Origin of the sequence: Duganella flavida (assembly GCF_009857445.1) — a bacterium.
Classification (GTDB): Bacteria; Pseudomonadota; Gammaproteobacteria; order Burkholderiales; family Burkholderiaceae_D; genus Rugamonas; species Rugamonas flavida.
In genome coordinates this window covers 392,633-410,622 of record NZ_WWCN01000004.1, presented here as the reverse complement: position 1 = coordinate 410,622, position 17,990 = coordinate 392,633, and the positions used below count along the sequence as shown (strand labels likewise).

At 64.2% G+C, this 17,990-nt stretch carries 13 protein-coding genes; 8 read left to right on the top strand and 5 right to left on the bottom strand.

The annotated features are described in order from the left end of the window. Positions 1-28: 28 nt before the first annotated feature. From GTP46_RS08705 to GTP46_RS08700, 3 genes are read left to right on the top strand one after another with little or no spacing between them, the layout of a single operon-like run. Positions 29-1,768, top strand: a complete 1,740-nt coding sequence (locus tag GTP46_RS08705; RefSeq protein ID WP_202414193.1) for a glycoside hydrolase family 2 TIM barrel-domain containing protein — start codon at positions 29-31, stop codon at positions 1,766-1,768. Next, the gene (locus GTP46_RS29430) at positions 1,728-2,273 is read left to right on the top strand and encodes a DUF4982 domain-containing protein (RefSeq protein ID WP_202414192.1); all 546 of its coding nucleotides are present in this window, start codon (positions 1,728-1,730) and stop codon (positions 2,271-2,273) included. Before GTP46_RS08705 ends, GTP46_RS29430 begins: the two co-directional genes overlap by 41 nt. Positions 2,274-2,282: 9 nt before the next feature. Next, positions 2,283-4,295, top strand: a complete 2,013-nt coding sequence (locus GTP46_RS08700; RefSeq protein WP_161006213.1) for a glycoside hydrolase family 43 protein — start codon at positions 2,283-2,285, stop codon at positions 4,293-4,295. Here GTP46_RS08700 and GTP46_RS08695 read toward each other — a convergent pair. The 3 genes from GTP46_RS08695 to GTP46_RS08685 form a co-directional block, all read right to left on the bottom strand. Further along, positions 4,267-8,313 (bottom strand): response regulator, encoded by a 4,047-nt coding sequence (locus tag GTP46_RS08695; protein ID WP_161006212.1) that lies wholly within the window; start codon positions 8,311-8,313, stop codon positions 4,267-4,269. The two genes, GTP46_RS08700 and GTP46_RS08695, sit on opposite strands and share 29 nt — an antisense overlap. Beyond that, positions 8,298-9,848: a cache domain-containing protein gene (locus GTP46_RS08690; protein ID WP_161006211.1), complete on the bottom strand. Its 1,551-nt coding sequence runs from the start codon at positions 9,846-9,848 to the stop codon at positions 8,298-8,300. Before GTP46_RS08690 ends, GTP46_RS08695 begins: the two co-directional genes overlap by 16 nt. Before the next feature lie 76 nt (positions 9,849-9,924). Beyond that, positions 9,925-10,878, bottom strand: a complete 954-nt coding sequence (locus tag GTP46_RS08685; RefSeq protein WP_161006210.1) for a helix-turn-helix transcriptional regulator — start codon at positions 10,876-10,878, stop codon at positions 9,925-9,927. A gap of 110 nt (positions 10,879-10,988) precedes the next feature. Here GTP46_RS08685 and GTP46_RS08680 point away from each other — a divergent pair, with 110 nt between their 5' ends. Continuing rightward, positions 10,989-11,642: a DUF2459 domain-containing protein gene (locus GTP46_RS08680; protein WP_161006209.1), complete on the top strand. Its 654-nt coding sequence runs from the start codon at positions 10,989-10,991 to the stop codon at positions 11,640-11,642. A 33-nt stretch (positions 11,643-11,675) separates the two neighbouring features. On the opposite strand, the gene GTP46_RS08675 is transcribed toward GTP46_RS08680, so the two are convergent. Then, a complete protein-coding gene (locus tag GTP46_RS08675; RefSeq protein WP_202414191.1) occupies positions 11,676-11,954 on the bottom strand; it encodes a DUF6447 family protein in 279 nt (92 codons plus the stop codon). A gap of 136 nt (positions 11,955-12,090) precedes the next feature. Between GTP46_RS08675 and GTP46_RS08670 the strand changes: the two genes are divergently transcribed. Beyond that, positions 12,091-13,182 (top strand): sigma-54 interaction domain-containing protein, encoded by a 1,092-nt coding sequence (locus GTP46_RS08670; RefSeq protein WP_161006208.1) that lies wholly within the window; start codon positions 12,091-12,093, stop codon positions 13,180-13,182. On the opposite strand, the gene GTP46_RS08665 is transcribed toward GTP46_RS08670, so the two are convergent. Further along, positions 13,179-14,210, bottom strand: coding sequence for an ABC transporter substrate-binding protein (locus GTP46_RS08665; RefSeq protein WP_161006207.1), 1,032 nt, complete (start codon positions 14,208-14,210; stop codon positions 13,179-13,181). The two genes, GTP46_RS08670 and GTP46_RS08665, sit on opposite strands and share 4 nt — an antisense overlap. Between GTP46_RS08665 and GTP46_RS08660 the strand changes: the two genes are divergently transcribed. Genes GTP46_RS08660 through GTP46_RS08650 form a run of 3 tightly spaced genes read left to right on the top strand, consistent with a single transcriptional unit; the run spans position 14,202 to position 17,981 of the window. Further along, positions 14,202-14,438, top strand: coding sequence for a hypothetical protein (locus tag GTP46_RS08660; protein ID WP_161006206.1), 237 nt, complete (start codon positions 14,202-14,204; stop codon positions 14,436-14,438). The genes GTP46_RS08665 and GTP46_RS08660 overlap by 9 nt on opposite strands. Positions 14,439-14,444: 6 nt before the next feature. Beyond that, entirely contained in the window at positions 14,445-16,598 is a 2,154-nt protein-coding gene (locus GTP46_RS08655; RefSeq protein WP_161006205.1) for a TonB-dependent receptor, read from the top strand. Between the two features lie 3 nt (positions 16,599-16,601). Continuing rightward, the gene (locus GTP46_RS08650; protein ID WP_161006204.1) at positions 16,602-17,981 is read left to right on the top strand and encodes an amidohydrolase; all 1,380 of its coding nucleotides are present in this window, start codon (positions 16,602-16,604) and stop codon (positions 17,979-17,981) included. The last annotated feature ends 9 nt before the right edge of the window (positions 17,982-17,990 follow it).

Genomic DNA, 17,990 nt, shown 5'->3' with positions numbered 1-17,990 from the left:
CGCTATCATCGCTTCAAAAAGGAGACCTGTGAACACGCACCGCCACCTTCGCGCCGGCTTGCTCGGCCTCGCCCTGCTCCATCTTCCCGCGTTCGCGGAGCGTTACGCCATCAACGACGGCTGGCAGTTCCAGCGCGGCGCAGCGGCCCCGCAGACCGTCACGCTGCCGCACGACTGGGCCATCGACGGCCCGTTCCTGAAGGATGGACCGCACGGTGGCATGGGCCGGCTGGTCACCTGGGGCGAGGTTTGGTACCGCAAGCAGCTGGACATCGCGGCGCGCGACAGCGGCAAGTCCATCTTCCTCGATATTGATGGCGCCATGTCGCATGCACAAGTGTGGCTCAACGACCGGCTGGTAGGCGGCTGGCCTTATGGCTACAACTCATTCCGGCTCAACCTGACGCCCTACGTCAAACCGGGCGGCCCTAACCGGCTGGCGATACGGCTGGATAATCCACCCGATTCGGCGCGCTGGTATCCGGGTGCGGGCTTGTACCGCAATGTGTGGCTGTCGGTGAACGATCCGGTACATGTGGCGCATTGGGGTACGGTAGTGCGCACGCCGCAGGTTACGCATGAATCAGCGCAAGTGGCGCTGGCCGTCACCATCGACAACGACGGCAAGGATGCCGCTGCGCTGGAAGTCACCACGCAGATTTACGCATTGGATGACAATGGCAAGCGCACCGGCGCCGCCGTCGCCACACTGCCGGCGCAACGCGCGAGCGTGGCTGCACACGGCAGCGCTACCGTCAACGCGTCCGTACGCATTGCGCAACCGCGCTTGTGGGGACCGCTGCCGCAGCAGCATCCGCACCGGTACCTCGCTGTCACCACCATCCGCCGCGATGGCAAAACGGTGGACACCTACGACACGCCGTTCGGCATCCGCACGCTACGCTTCGATCCGGATCTGGGCCTGTTCGTCAACGGCGAGAAGATCATGATCAACGGCGTCAATAACCATCATGATCTTGGCGCGCTGGGCGCGGCCTTCAATGTGCGTGCCGCTGAACGCCAGTTGCAAATCCTGCAGGAGATGGGCGCCAACGCCGTCCGCATGAGCCACAACCCGCCCGCGCCGGAATTGCTGGACCTCGCCGACCGCATGGGCATCCTGGTGCTGGACGAAGTTTTCGATTCGTGGGAACGCGAAAAAACGCCGCACGACTTCCACGAAGTTTTCGGCGAATGGCATGAACGCGACCTGCGCGCCATGCTGCGGCGCGACCGCAACCACCCTTCCATCATCATGTGGAGCGTAGGGAACGAAGTGGGCGAACAGTACACCGGCGAGGCCGGCGCAGCGATCGGCACCCGATTGGTTGGCATCGCAAAACAGGAGGACAGCACGCGTCCGATCACGCTTGCCATGAACTACGCCAAGCCGGATATGCCTTTGCCGGCCACGGTGGACGTTATCGGCTTGAACTACCAGGGCGCGGGCATCCGCAGCCTGCCCGGCCAATTCCCGGCCTTCCACCGCAAGTTCCGGGACAAGATGATCGTCTCGACCGAAAGCGCCTCCGCGCTAAGCAGCCGTGGCGAGTACCAGTTCCCGGTGCCGGGCGTGAACAGCGCCCTACTACGGCGCGCGCAGTTCCTATTCCGGCATCATCGATCTGGCAGGCTTCCCGAAAGACCGCTACTACCTGTACCAGGCGCGCTGGCGCCCCGACCTGCCGCTGGCGCACCTGCTGCCGCATTGGACCTGGCCGGAGCGCGTGGGCCAGGTCACGCCGGTGCACTTGTTCACCTCCGGTGATGAGGCGGAGCTGTTCGTCAACGGAAAATCGCAGGGACGCCTGAAGAAAGGCCCTTACGAGTATCGCCTGCGCTGGGATTACGTAGTCTACGAGCCGGGTGAAATCAGCGTGGTGGCCTACAAAAACGGCAAGGAATGGGCGCGCTCCTCGGTCAGGACTGCGCAAGCTGCCGCCGCGCTGCACGCCACGGCCGACCGCAGCACCATCGCCGCCGATGGCCGCGACTTGTCCTTCATCACCGTGCGCGTGGCCGACGCCAACAACGTGACAGCGCCGCGCGCCGAGCCGCGCATACGCTTCACGGTTGAAGGTCCCGGTGAACTGGTGGCCACCGACAACGGCGATCCAACCAATCTGGAATCATTCAAATCACCCGAACGCGCGGCCTTCAATGGCCTGTGCCTGGCGATCGTGCGCGCCTTGCCGGGCAAGCGCGGTAGCATTACGGTGCGCGCCGCAGCGGAAGGACTGCAACCAGCCACGCTCACGCTGCGCGCCGAATAACGGAGAGAGATGATGTTCAAAGCATCCCTGTTGATACTGACCGCTGCGCTGCTGGCCGCACCGGCGCACGCGCAGCCCTCGCGCACCTGGACGCCCGATAACGGCAACGGCACTTTCACCAATCCGCTGTTCTACGATGAATTCTCCGATCCGGATCTGATCCGGGTGAATGACTGGTTCTACCTCACCGGTACCACCATGCATGCCATGCCTGGCCTGCCGGTGCTGCGCTCCCGGGACCTGGTCAACTGGGAGCTCCTCAGCTACGCCGCCGAGCGGCTGGATTTTGGACCAGCGTACCGGCTGGAAGGCGGCAAGAACATTTACGGCCAAGGCATCTGGGCGCCCAGCCTGCGCTACCGCAACGGCGTGTTCTACATCTTCACCAATGTGAATGGGCGCGGCACGCAGATTTACTCCGCCATCAATCCGCGTGGGCCGTGGGTGCATTGGGAGATGAAGCGCAGCTTGCACGATTTGTCGGTGCTGTTCGATGACGACAACAAGGCGTATGCCGTCTGGGGCCATCAGGACCTGCACATCGCACAGCTGACCGATGACCTGCTGGACATCGTGCCCAGTACCGAGAAAGTGCTGTTCGCGAAAACCGACGGCATCGGTGAAGGCGCGCACTTCTATAAAATCGGCGGCCGGTATTACATCCTGAGCGCGAACTATGCTGGCGGCTTCCGCATGCCGGCAGCGCGTTCGGATAACGTCTACGGCCCGTATGAAGTCAATCAGGCCATCAGCAAGGATGAAGGTTTCGGCATGGTGGGCGGCTACCGCTTGAAGAACAACCAGTATCCGTTTGAAGTGACGCCGCCCAATCCAGCCTCGCGCGACGCCACCGCCATGCATCAAGGCGGTATTGTGCTGACCGAGGCCGGCGAATGGTGGGGCTTTTCGATGATGGACTATAACTCGGTCGGCCGTCTGCTCAGCCTCGCGCCGATTACGTGGAAGGACGGCTGGCCGTATTTTGGCCTGCCCGGCAATCCGGGCCGCAATCCACGCACATGGGTCAAGCCGCGCACGGCGGAGCGGCAGCAAATCAAGACGCCGTTTGAGCGCAATGATGATTTTTCCGAGCCGGTGCTCAAGCCGATCTGGCAATGGAACCACGTGCCGGTGGAGGATCGCTGGTCGCTTAGCGAGCGCCCCGGCTTCCTGCGCCTGCGCTCCATGCCTGCCGCCTCGTTCTGGGAGGCGCGCAATACGCTGACGCAGCGCGCCATCGGTCCGATCTCGTCGCCGACAGTGTCCTTGGACGTGGTGGGCTTGCTGGAAAACGACGTTGCCGGCCTGGCCCTGCTTAACCTGCCCTATGCGACGCTCGGCGTGGAACGCAAGGACGGCAAGCTGGCATTGGCGCTATTCGATCAGGCGCGCAACCAGGCCACGCGCGTGCCGATCACCGCAACCAAATTATGGCTGCGCGCTGAGTGCGATTTCCTGACCGAGAAAGCACGCTTCAGTTACTCCACCGACGGCGAGACCTTCCGCCCCATCGGACAAGAGTTCACCATGATCTTCCAGCTGACCACCTTCCAGGGCGTGCGGTATGCACTGTTCAACTACAACACCGGCCAGCAGAATGGCGGCGCGGCGGACTTCAATAGCTTTGCCGTCGACCAGCCTTACCCGCGTGGGCTGATGCGGCCCATTCCGTACGAGCAGTCGATCCAGCTGAAAGCCGCCGTGGGACGCGCGCCAGCGCAGCCACTCAATTTTACGGTGCGTGATATGGGCTTGGGCCGCGTGGCGCTGCAAGCGGGTGGCAGCTACCTGAGCGTGGGGCCGGATGGCAGCGCAGCACTGCAAGCCGCACGGCCCGGGATTGCGCAAAGCTTCCAGTGGACGGAGACGCCGACTGGTGAACTGCTGCTGATGTCATTGCAGACCAATTTCTACCTGCGCATTCACCCGCAAACCGGTGCGCTGATCGCCGACAGTCCGGGACCTATCCCGGACGGCAGCGACGGCGTGCGCTTCAACTGGAGCGAGTTGAAAGCGCAGTAGCGTCCAGCGCTTCGTCAAGCGTGGCCAGCGCGGCGTCCAGGTCCATCTCGGCCAGTCCATTGCCGATGCGGCGGTGATGATGCGGCCATGCGGCCTTGAACAAGTCGGCATGCCGGTCCCACAGTTCCAATGCCTCGGTGTCGCTGCCCGCCAGCAGCTCGCGCAAACGCGCAGCCTGCGCTTGCAAGGATTGCTGGTCGAATGCCGGCACCGGTGCAGCTGGTACCGCTGATGTAGCCTGCGCGACCGGAGTGCCGCCCTCCAGCGTTTGCAGGGCCGCGATCACTGGCCGCAATTCATCCAGCACCTCTTGCAGCAGCAGTTCCAGCTGATCGCCGGCGGCCGATCCTGCACTCGCCGTTTCCAGCCGTTGCGCCGCTGCCTGCACGCGCTTGGCGCCGATATTACCGGCCATGCCTTTCAGCGTGTGCACGGTGCGCGTGGCTGCGGTGCGGTCGGGATCCAGCTGCGCCGCGTGGAAATCGGCCGCGAAGTTCGATTGCCCGTGCAGGAACTTGAGCAGCAGGCGGCGGTACAGCGCATCGTTGTGCATGGCAGTCGCCATACCGGCCTCGATGTCGATGCCGGGCAATGATGGCAACGGCGACAATGGTGGCACTGTCGGCACTCCGCCAGCGCCAGCGCCGGCGGCGGCCGGCGCTGGGGATGCCGCCGCGGGCTCGCTGCGCGTGCCATGCTGAGGCTTGATCCAGCGCGCCAGTGTGCCGAACATTTCACCAACGTTAATCGGCTTGGCGATATGGTCCTGCATACCGGCCGCCAGCACCTTCTCGCGGTCGCCCGCCATCGCATTGGCGGTCATGGCGATGATGGGCAATCCGTCCCATATCGGCTGGGCGCGCAGCGCGCGTGAAGCTTCATAGCCGTCCATCACCGGCATCTGGCAGTCCATCAGCACCCCGTCGAAATTGCGATCGCGCGCTAGCACGTCGAGCGCCTCCTGGCCGTGATTGGCCAGCACCACCTCAATGCCTGCTCTGCTGAGCAAGTCCGTCGCCAGTTCCTGGTTCATCTCATTGTCCTCCACCAGCAGCAGGCGCGCGCCGTTCAGCTGCGCCATCGCCTCGCTATGCTGCTGCTGTTTGCCGACCGCGCGCGTTTCCACGATTACGCCACGCCCCAGTGCCACGCCCACCGCTTCCAGCAGCGTGGACGGCGTTACCGGCTTGGTCAGCACCGAATGCATGTCCACCCCGCGTCCGGCGGCGCTGCTCATGGCTTCCTCACGGCCGTAGGCGGTAACCATGATCACCGCCGGCAAACGCGCCAGCCCGGCATCGCGCAGGCGGCAGACGGTTTCAATGCCGTCCAGTCCCGGCATCTTCCAGTCCATCAGGATCGCATCGTAAGACAGTTGGCGCACGCCCGCTTGCGCCACCATGTCCAGCGCCTGCTGGCCGTTGGAGGCCACGTCCACTTCCAGCCCGAAGGTGCGGGCCATGGTCGACAGGATCTCGCGCGCCGAGGCATTGTCGTCCACCACCAGCACGCGCACGCCCGCCAGCTCGTCGGCCCGGAACATGCGGCGCGGCCTGGCCTCCTGCTGCAGGCCGAAACGTGCAGTGAAGTGGAAGGTGGTGCCAACTCCCGGCGTGCTCTCCACCCAGATGTCGCCGTCCATCAGCGCCACCAGGTTTTTGCAGATCACCAGCCCAAGGCCGGTGCCGCCGTATTTGCGCGTGGTCGATTCGTCGGCCTGGCTGAAGGATTGGAATAGTTTGCCCAACTGCTCCTCGCTCAAGCCGATGCCGGTGTCGCGTATCCAGAAGTGCAGCTGCACGCCATTTTCGTCCACCGCGCCCTGCTCCACCCCCACCACAATCTCGCCACGTTCGGTGAACTTGACCGCGTTGTTACCCAGGTTGACCAGCACCTGGCCGATGCGCAGCGAATCGCCGATCAAACCGGTCGGCGCCGCCGGATCGATCTGGAACAGCAGTTCCAGTCCCTTGTCCTCGGCCTTCATGGCGATCAGGTTGGCCAGGTTGTCCATCACGTCGCCCAGATCGAAGTCGACCCGCTCCACCGTCATCTTGCCCGCTTCGATCTTGGAGAAGTCGAGGATATCGTTGATGACACCCAGCAGGTTCTCGCCAGCGCGATGCACCTTCTCGATATAGTTGCGCTGCCGGTTATCGAGACCGGTCTGCAGCGCGAGGTGCGACATGCCGATGATGGCATTCATCGGCGTGCGGATTTCGTGGCTCATATTGGCCAGGAAGTCGCTCTTGGCGCGGGTCGCGGCCAGCGCCTGCTCGCGCGTCACGCGCAGCTCGTCCGCGGCAGCCTTCTGCGCCGTGATGTCCTGGTACACGCCGTACATGAAGCGCACCGCGCCGCTGTCAGCATCGCGCTCCACCTTGCCCAGCGCGTGCAGCCAGATCACGCGGCCGTCGAGCGGACGCCGGTAGGCATACACAGCGTCGTACATATCGTAGCGTCCATCGATGGCGCCCTCATAGCGCTCGGCGGTCTGCTGCGCCATTTCGCCATCGGCGTCCAGCAGGCGCGCAAACCATTCGTCCTGCAAGTGGTAACGGCCATCCGGCTTGACCGCTTCCCCCAGCAAGCGCGCCGCCCGTTCGGACTGGAAGTAGTAATCGGGATCGCTGTAGTCGACCACCCAGTAGCCGCTGTCGGTCAGCTCCAGCGCCACGTCGGTCAGGTAGTTGGCGCGCCGGACTTCCTCCAGCAGCGCGGCGGTGTGCAGGTTACGCTCGCAGATTTCCAGATTCATGGCGATTACCGGCAAGGCGCCCTCCAGTAGCGCCTGCGCGCGCTCGTCGTACGGCGCCAGCGTCGCCAGCTCGATCACCGCCAGCATGCGCTCATTACGCTGCACCGGCACGATAACAATGGCGGCCGGGGTGCGCTCGCCCAGCGCGGAGCCGATGCGCAGGTAGTCGGCCGGCGGCTGGCGAAACACAATCGGCTGACCATCGCGCGCGCACTGTCCCACCAGTCCCTCGCCAAACGCGAAGCGCCGCTTGCCCTCGGCGCCGCTGCGGAAAGCGTAACCGGCGAGGAAATCGAGTCCATCATCGCGGCACAAATAAACCGCACCATGCCCCACTTGCAGCAGCGGCGCCAGTACCGCCAGCACACGCTCCGCCAGTTCCACCGCGCCGGCGGCCGATTGCAGCTCGTTCGACAGCGCCGCCACATTGGCCTTGATCCAGCGCTGCGCCTCCACCTTCATCGCTTCCGTTTGCAGCACCTGCACCGCGCGCGCCAGCTGGCCGATCTCGTTGGGATAGTCGGTCAGCGGCAGCTGGTGTCCAAGGTTGCCGTCGGCGAGATTTTCCACCGCCTTGCGCAAGCGGCTGGACGGCATGCGCACCGAGCGCGCCACCAGCGTGCTGAAAAATATGCCCAGGCTCAAGCTCAATACCAGCACCAGATAGGTCAGCCGCGTTTCATCGCGCGCCAGCGCCTGCATGGCGTCGATCTGCTTGCCGGCGCTGATTTCCTTTAGTTCGGCGATGCGGTTCAGCGCATCGTTGGCGCGGATGCCATAGTTCTGGAACTCCTCCTCCGACACCACGGCGCGCGCCGCCTCCACCTTGCCGGCGCGCAGCAGGGCCAGCACCTCGTTCATGCGTTCGAGGTAAAGCGCGTAGGCGGCTTCAAAGTCGGCCAGGTTCTTGCGGTTTTCTTCGCGCACGATGCGCGGGCGCAGCTCTTGCAGTGCGGTGTTGAGCTTGCTGTGCGCATCGGCCACCAGGCCCAGCGCCCGCTCGCGGCCCGTCTGGTCCTTGGCGATGATGGCCTGGCGCAGCGCGCGGCCGCGCTGGGAGAAATGGATCAGGGTATCCTTGGCGTCCGAAATGCCGAGCAAATCGTTGCGGTAGCTGTCCAGTATCTCGGTGCTGACCCGTGCATGGGTGTTGATGTAGTGCAGGCCGAAGCCCAGACTGATCAGCAAACTGCCGCCAAAGCCCAGCGCCAGCTTGAGCCCGAGATGCAGGGTTTCCAGTTTTCTCAGCAAACGTCGCACGCTGTCTCCTCATTCGCGGCGCTGCGGCGCCGGAAGCCCAGGTTAATCGCCAGCAGCCCGGCCAGTTCCATGCAATGCGCCTGCACCTGCGGCGGCGCCGGTTCCGGCAAGGCCAGTTCGGCCACGCCCAGTAAGCGCGCCTGCAACAGCACCGGCACCAACAGCAAAGTTGCCGGCGCCGACTGCCCCAGGCCGGACTGGATAATCCACGGCGCGCCGCCGCTATCGACCCGGCGCGGCAGCCGCTCGCGGGCGCACTGGCCCAGCAAGCCCTCGCCGAATGCGATCACGGCCGGCGGCTCGACGGCGGCGTAGGAACCGGCCAGCCGCAACGGGCCGTCCTCGCTATCGGCCGTGTAGACCACGCCTTGCAAAGCGCCAAACAGGCCATGGCATTCGTCGAGAAAGACGGCCACCACGGCAGCGGCTCCCTCGGTCTGCTGCATGCGCAGCGCAGCACGCGCCAGCTGCATCTGGCGTTCGGCTTGCAGCGCCTGCTCGCGCACCATCTGTTCCAGCTTGCAGGTAGCCTCACGCTGCGCCAGCCGCATGCGCAACAAGCGCAATAGCAGCAGGCAGAGCAGCAGCGTCACGCCGCCGGCCAGCACGCCGTTGCGCACCAGCCGCAGCGGCGCCACCACTGTGCTCAAATCATCCAGCAGCACCAGTTGCCATTGCCCGGCCGGATCGTTCCAGTTGACGGCGGCGGCGGCCGTGGCGTAACGCCGGCCGTTGATGCGTATGCGGCCGGCGCCGATGTCGAACGGCAGACCGCGCGGCACGCGCGTTTCAAACAGTTCGCCGAACTGGCGCAAGGCGCGGATGGCGGCGATGCGCTCCGGCGTCACCGGGCCGGCAAGCTGTCCCAGCCATTGCTTGTCGTTGCTGGCAAACACCACGCCCTGCGGCGACAGCAGCAGCGCCGTGCCGCGCACCGAACCCAGCAGGCGGTTGACCTTGTCCATGCCGGTACGCGCCACCACCGCACCGACCGGCGCGCCCACGCGTGACAGGCCGGCATACACCGGCGCCGAGAAATACAGGGTGCGCTCGCCGCGCGACAGGCTGATGGCGGCATACACATTGTCGCTGCCGCGCATGGCCATCTGGAAGTAAGGGCGGAACGGGACCGACAAGCCGGTGGAGGGTTTGCCGCTGTCGTCCCAGGAAGATGTCACCATGCCGTCGCGGTCAACCACGAACACGGCTTGCGCCTGGTGGGCGCGGGCGACGCTGCCGAGCAGCTCCTGCACGGCGGCAGTGTTGGGCGGCGCGCGACCGGTGCTTTCCTGCTTGATGCCGGGCGAGATCAAACCCAGCAGGGAAATCGCGCCCATCAGGTTGCCGTCCAGCGTCAGCGACATGGCGGCCACAGCATGGCGCTGCAGAGCGATCTCCAGCAACTGCTGCTGTTCGCGCTCGGCCACGTCACGGGTCCGCGCCACTGCCAGCGCGCCCGCTACCAAGGCGCACAGCAGCGCAGCCGTACCACTCCAGCGGCGATAACGCGCGACGACTTCCATGAAACGAAACATAGGCAGCACCCCGGCACAGGTCAGCCTTTACAATAGCAGCAGTCGTAGTTAAAAAGCAACAAACAAAACTGGGGCTTTACTGGCTGAGCAGATTGGCCAGGGCCGCCTTGTCGTGCAGGCCGAGCTTTTGATAAATCTTCTGCAGGGTGTTGCGCGCCGTGGACGGTGCGATGAAGAGCTGGGTCGCCAGCAGCTTGATCGGCACGCCACGGCTGTACAGGCTGGCCACCTCCAGTTCGCGCGCGGTGAGGCGGGCCAATGGCGAGCGCGGTGCAATACGCAAAAACAGCAACTCGTTGACGCGGCTGTAGCGGATGGTGATGTGACGGCCGGCGTAACCGGCCGAGCCCGGCGAACGCAGCGCCTCCAGCAGCGAGCTCGGCAAGCATCCCTGCTGCCACGGCGACCATTCCGACTCCATCAGCTGACGCGCCTGCGCGCCGCAGTGCTGCACCATGCCGCCGATGTGGGCGATCAGCAGCGCACCACGGGCCGAAGTGTCGGCTGTTGGCACGTCCAGCTGGCGGTTGAGCTTGATCGCATCCTGCAGGTGTGGCATCACGGCTTTCAGCATCAGCTGGTCGTAGCGGCTGAAATGGGCGTCGGGATCGCGCCGGTAGAAGGAATAGCCATCGGTGAAGCCGGTCTCGCTGTCGTGCAGCACCATTACCAGTCCGTTCTGGTGGTCGTAGCGGTTGGCGTAGTCGCGCACGACGGAGTTATCCGGTCCGGAGAACAAGGTCGGCGAATTGAACGACACCGGCGTCCCCGGACAGGCCAGCACCCGGTGCGCCGCCAGGTCCTTGCGCTGGATGCTTTCCCAGTCGAGCGCGTTGTAATCGGGAATGTTGTACATCACACAATCCTGCACCACGGCCGCGCCGGTGGCCATGTTGGCGCTCAACAGCCGGCCCGAATCAAAATCGAACGCGCTGCGCACCAGCTGCATCGCCACATCGGGGAATTCACCTGTCGAAAACGACCGCGCGGAGCGATACATTTCAAGCAGCAAGTTACTGTAAGAGTTCATGGCACACTCAGCTGGGTAAGCTACAGCCGCCTATTCTGGCACACTTTCGATGTAATATTTACATGTTATTTTACTTACGAAATGCAAGCCAGGCTTGTTAAAATGCCGGAATGAAATCGATCTTCCTACGCATCACCATTTTCCTGCTGGTCCTCCTGCAGGCAGGCTGCGCCGGCGTTCCAGCCCGCTCCGACCTGCCGTCGGGCAGCAAGCCTCACACCATCTACCTGGTGCAATACGGCTGGCATACGGCACTGTTGTTTGACGGCCCGGCCATCCTTGCCCGCAGCGCCAAGCTGGGGGCAGACTTTCACGACCACCAATATGTGCTGGTGGGATGGGGCGATGGCGAGTATTTTGTGACCGAGCATCCGCCATGGTCGAAGGCAGTCAAGGCCTTGTTGGCGTCGGATTACCCGGCGCTGCAGGTGGGCGGCCGCAGCACCAATCCGCCGCTGGGCGCACAGGCCGATGACGTGGTTGCGCTGGCCGTTACGGAGCGCGGCTTTCAACAGCTGGTGGAGTATATCGACCGCAGCATCGCTGCCGATGCCGGAGGGAAGCCTATTTACCTGGGCAAGCAGGAGAACAATCCCGACCGTTTCTATCAGGCCACCGGCAACTACAGCCTGTTCAACAACTGTAATTCGTGGGTAGTCGGTGCGCTGCGGGCGGCCGAAATGCCGATTTCCGGTTTCAACCTGACAGCGCGCAGCGTATTCGAACAAGCGCGGCAGATATCGGCATTGCAGAAGGCGGGCTAGCCTGCGCACCGCTGCGCAGGCCGGGTACAGCGACTACTGGGCCTCGGCGGCAGCCTTAGGCTTGCGCGGTGCACGTGGCTTCTTTGGCTTTTCGGCGGCAGCGGCAGTGGTTTCGCCCTTGCCTTTGACTGCTTCGATCAGCGCGGCGCCGTAAGCATTGCGTGCAGTCTGGGCGATGGCAATTTGCAGCTGCAGGCGCGCCAATTCGGCATCTACCGCCTGAATGTTTGCTGCTTGCTCTTTTGCGGCTGCGCTCAGCTTCTCCGAGGCATACGCGGTTCCATTGATCGTAACGTATTGCGGCAGACTCATTATTTTCCTTGTTCGAAAACGGGCATAAAAAACCCAACGGCCGCAATTGTATGTCGTGGCCGTCCGTCCCGCAATCTATATGGATATGCAGAATTAGTCGTTCGCCAAGCATGACAGCGCTGCTAGACTCGTTGCCATGACCGATTCCCTGATCACCCTGCCCGAGGCGGCCGAACACGCAATTTCGATCCGCGCCAAGGCGCTGACGTTCGAAGATCCCCGTTCGCGTCTGCTGCTGGAGCGGGTAAGGCTGGTGGCGCCGAGCGACGCCACTGCCCTGATCATCGGCGAGAGCGGCACCGGCAAGGAGCTGGTGGCGCGCCTGCTGCATACCTTGAGCGGACGCGGCCAGCAGCCCTTCGTGGCCGTCAATTGCGGCGCCTTGTCCGAATCCCTGATCGAAAGCGAATTGTTCGGCCACGAGAAAGGCGCGTTCACCGGCGCCGCCACCAGCAAACCGGGCTGGTTCGAGGCGGCCGACGGCGGCACCTTGTTCCTGGACGAGGTGGGCGATTTGCCGCCATCGGCGCAGGTCAAGCTGCTGCGCGTACTGCAGGAACGTGAAGTGGTACGGGTCGGCTCGCGCCAGCCGCGCAAGGTCGACCTGCGGCTGGTGGCCGCTACCAATGTCAATCTGGAAGCGGCGGTGCAAGCCGGACGCTTCCGCGAAGATTTGTACTACCGGCTCAACGTCGCCCGGCTGGCCTTGCCGCCGCTGCGCGAACGGACCGGCGACATCCTGCCGCTGGCACGCCATTTTCTCGAACAGTACGCCAAACGGCTACGCATCGCAGCGCCGGAACTGACGCCGACAGCTCAGCAGCGCATGCTGGCGCACGCCTGGCCCGGTAATATCCGCGAGCTGGAAAATGTCATCCACTATGCGATGCTGGTGTGCCGCAACGGCCGCGTGGAAGCGGCTGATCTGCAGTTCTCCGCCCTCGCCTTGCGCCGGCCTGAAGCCGATGCGCCGGCCGCAGCGGCTCATGTGGCGGCGACTGCGCCCGCTGGCACGGCGCCATCGCTGGAACAGGCGCTGCTCGAATTATTCCAGCAAGCGCCGCCCGGCCTGTGGCAACACATCGAAGAAACCGTGTTCCGCACGGCCTATGAGTATTGCGAAGGCAACCAGGTGCAAACCTCGCGCTTGCTCGATCTCAGCCGCAACATCGTGCGCGCCCGCACCGCGCAGTTCGGCATTCACCAGACTGCGCAGCGCACCTTTTAACGCATGCGCGAAGTCACCTGCTTGTAGGGGGTGGCGTCGATCCAGTCCCACACGTCGAAGTCCTGCTGCAGGAAACCCCATTCCAGCAAGAAGTCCTTGAAAATCGCCAGCGCATTGATCGACTGCGGATTGAGGTCGATCCCCAAATGCTGGTGCAAGCGGTCGCCATACGCCAGCCGCACCCACGCTTCCGGCGAGGCAGTTTCCTGGCTGACGTAGCTCACCGTTTCCTCCGGATGCGTGCGCGCCCAGTCACCAGCTTGCGCTACCAGGTGCAGAAATCCCGCCACCAGCTCCGGATGCTGGTCGAGCACGTTAGCGTTGACGGTCAACGGGCGCGGCGTGCCATTGTTATTGCGCAGCAGTGGATCGGGATGGAAGCCGATATCGATAATGGTACGGGCACGGATCAGGTGCGCCGCCTCCAGTCCCTGCGCGCCTTTGACGTAGACGGCGTCGACCTCGCCGCGCAACAGCGCCGCGCATTCGGCCGCGTAATCGTTCCACAGCATGGGCGCCAGCGCGCGCGCATCGGCTCCCGGCGAATGGTCGGGATCGGCCACCGGCACGCGCGCCGCTTCGATGTCGACCAGTTCCACCGCCTCCAGCGGCAAGCCTTCCGACTTCAGCACATTCAGCACCCCGCGCAGCGCGGTGGCGCGGAAGATATCGATCAACTCATAAGGCCGCGATGGCAGGCCGATGCGCCGTCCGCGCAAGTCGCGCACGCTGTTAATCCCGGAATCGTGGCGCGTAATCAGCAGCTGCGACTCATCCACCCACGATAAACCGATCACCCGCGTCGGCGCGCCTGCAGCGCGCGCCCAGATCGCTGGCACGCTGCCGCCCTGGCGCAGCGAATTGCGCAGCGTGTATTCGCTGTGCGTGCGCTCGCCGGGCCGCAGCTCGTGCAGTGATTTGATCGCCACCCCATCCGACGAGTTTTCGCCGCTGAGCCAGCCAAGATGAACGGCTATGCCCAACGGCGTTGGAACGGGTGAACGGGCGAAGGAAATCGTGTGCGTCATGACGGCTCTCAAATTAAAGATGGCGGTATCTGTGCAAGTTTTGGGCCATCGAAAAAGCCGCAGCAGCACATCGCACTGGTGGCATGGCACCAGTCCATCACCAACCGCGTGGTGCGCCATCACCGGCCAATCTTCAAGCCATTGATTTTAATCAGAAAAATCTTTGGCACAGCAATTGCAAAAGATAGGTGGAACCGTCGTCGACGGCAGACTAAACTTTGGGAGTGATGCACAATGGCTTTACAGAAAAAGAAAATCGTACTGAGTGTAGCGTTGGCTTTGAGCCTGATCCAGGCAGAGGCTGCAGAAGCCGAACCGGGCGAAGCACCGGAAGTGCAGCAGGTCACCGTGACCGCAACGCGCCGCGCGCAAGGCATCCAGGCCGCGCCGGTCGCAGTGACCGCCCTCAGCGCCGACACCATCAAGGACGATGAGCTACGCGTCATCAACGACGTCACGCGCTACGTGCCCAACTTCACCGGCCAGTCGACCGAAGGCCGCGAGCGCCCGCGCTGGTTCCTGCGCGGCGTCGGCAGCAACGACCCATCCACCACCTCGCTGTCGCCAGTGGGCTTCTATGCCGACGATGTCTATATCAACAGCGTGTTCGGTCAAGGCACGCCGCTGTTCGACGTCGGCCGCATCGAAGTGCTGCGCGGTCCGCAAGGCACGCTGTGGGGCAAGAACACCATAGGCGGCGCGATCAACATCCTGTCCAAGCGTCCTGAATTCACGCCGGGCGGCTACGCCAAGATCGGCTTCGGCAATAACAACAGCAACATCGTGGAAGCCGCAGGCGGTGGCGCCCTCGTGCCGGAGCAACTGGCCGGCCGCATCTCGCTGTATCACGAACAGGGCGACAGCGAGATCAATAACCGCGCCACTGGCCGCCGCTTCGGTGGTTTCGAAGATGACGCCGTGCGCGCCCAGTTGCTGTTACAGACCGCGCCCGGCAACGAAGTGCTGCTGAACTTGCACGGCCGCCAGTACCACGGCGGCGGCAACCCATGGGCCGTGGCCGGCGTTGACCACCACAGCGTGGCCCTCAACGCCCGCAACTCGGATGAGATTGCAACGGCGGGCGCCAACCTCACCGCCAACTGGCAGCTCGGCAACGGCGTCGGCCTGACCTCGATTACGGCCTACGAGCACGTCGAGCGCACGCTGTTTGGCGACGGCGACTACACGGCGGCGGAGCTGGACCGCGGCCGCAGCACGCTGGCCAGCGGCCAGTGGTCGCAAGAGTTGCGCCTGACCTCGTCGCCGCAACAGCAGCTGAGCTGGATCGCCGGTCTGCACTTGTTCCGCGAAAACCTGGGCTCGGCGGCAGCCGACGGCACCCTGCCCGGCACCACCGCCACGGCGTTCCAGCTCAACACCTTCCAGCAGCGCACCACCAGCGCCGCGCTGTTCGGCAGCGCCACCTATCAAGTTTCGGACGCCTTCGACCTGACGGCCGGCCTGCGCTGGACGCAAGAGAAAAAAAACCTGGTGCTGGACGGCTACTCCGGCAGCAATGTCGCTTTCAGCAACCTGGCGCAATGGTGGAACCAAAGCACCAGCGGCTTTTCGCATGACCTCGCGCAGAACCGCTCCGACACCTGGAGCGCGCCGACCTGGGACTTGTCGCCGGTCTACCGCATCAGCCCGACGCAACGTGTGTTCGGCCGCGTGGCGCGCGGCTTCCGCTCCGGCGGCTACAACACGGCGGCGCTGAGCAATGCGGCCTTCCGCACCGTCACGCCGGAATACCTGACTTCCTACGAAGCCGGCTACAAGAGCGAATGGCTGCGCCGTTCGGTGATCTTCAACGCTACCGCCTTCCATTACGATTACAAGGATATCCAGGTGTTTGCGCTGGCGCCGTCCTCGACCGGCAGCGGCACCGTGTCCACGCTGTCCAACGCCGGCCAAGGCAAGTCGCAAGGCCTGGAGCTGGAGCTGAAAGTGCAGCCGACCGAGCAATTCGGTTTCTACACCAACATCGGCCTGCTGCGTACCCGCTTCGACCAATTTGCCAACGTGCCGACTGCCGTCGGCAACTCGTTTGCCCGCGCACCGCGCCGTACTGCCAACGCCGGCGTCGACTACAAACTGGCGCTGGGCGCAGACCAGCTGACGCTGCGCGGCGATGTCAGCTACCGCAGCCGCGAGTACTTCAGCGCCACCCGCCAGACTAATCCGCTGCTGTGGCAAAACGGCTACTCGCTGCTGAACTTCAACGCTACCTACTCGCCGGCTGGCGGCAAGGTCGATGTCACCGCCTTCGTGCACAACGCCGGCGACAAGAGCTACCTGAAGCTGGCGCTGATCCCGTCCTACGGCAACACGCCGCAGCTGTACGGCGACGGCCGCAGCTACGGCGTGACTGCCTCGGTGAAGTTCTAAGCGATGCGCAAGCTGCTGCTGACAACCATGTTGACTGCATGGGCTGCGGCCAACGCCCACGGCCAGGACGCCAACGCCCTACTGGCCCGGCTGGACGCCGCCCTGCCGTCAGAAGCCGCCGAAATGACGGCCTGGCGGCACGACATCCACCAGCATCCCGAACTGGGCAACCGCGAATTCCGCACCAGCGCGCTGGTGGCGCAAGCCTTGCGCGAATTCGGGCTGGAGGTACAGACCGGGCTGGCCCACACGGCAGTGATCGGCACGCTGCGCGGCGGCCTGCCCGGTCCGCACGTGGCGCTGCGCGCGGAAATGGACGCGTTACCGGTCACCGAACCCGCCGGCCTGCCGTACGCCTCCACAGCCACCGCAGTCTACGAGGGCAAGCAGGTCGGCGTCATGCACGCTTGCGGCCATGACGCCCACGTCGCCATCGTACTGGGCGTGGCGAAATTGCTGGCGCAATCGCGCGCCAGTCTGCCCGGTACGGTGACTTTCGTGTTCCAGCCAGCCGAGGAAGGCGCGCCTGATGGCGAGGAAGGCGGTGCAGCCCTGCTGCTCAAACAGGGCTTATTGAAGACTAAGCCCGATGCATTCTTCGGCCTGCACGTGGGGCCCGGTCCGGTGGGTGGGCTGTCACTCAGCCGCGACCGCGTCACCGCCGCCAGCGACACCTTCCGCGTCACCGTGCAAGGAAAACAGTCGCACGCGGCCATGCCGTGGTATGGCGTCGATCCGGTGATCGTGGCGGCGCAAATCGCGCTGGCCTGGCAGACCATACCGAGCCGCCAGTCCGACCTTGGCCGCAATCCGGCCCCGGTCATCACCATCGGAAAAATCAATGGCGGCGTACGCACCAACATCCTGCCGGACAGCGTTTTACTGGAAGGCACACTGCGCACGCCGGCCGCCGAACAGCGCGCCGACACCATCGCCCGCATGGAGCGCAGCGCCACCGCCATCGCGCAAAGCGCCGGCGCCAAGGCCGAATTCAAATGGGAAGAAGGCTATCCAGCCGGCGCCAACAACGCCACGCTGGTGGCGAAGCTATTGCCAGTGCTGGAGCAAGTTGGCCCGGTCGCCATGTCGAGCGGCAGCTATGCAGCGGACGATTTTGCCTACTACTCGCGCAGCGTGCCGTCGTTCTTCTTCGGCCTCGGCACCGGGCCCGGCGGATCTAACCATTCGCCGCAATTCAAGGTGGATGACGCCGCCTTGCCGGTCGGCGCGCGCGCCTTGCTGCACCTGCTGGTTAGCCACCAGTTCGACGTTGCAAGTGGTGCTGGAGCACCACCCCGGCAACAGGCTGGTGCCACAGCACCAGCGGCCGCTGGCGGACAGCCATCTGCCGGCGCTGCCAGCGTGGCACGAAACCTGCACTAACAAGATCAA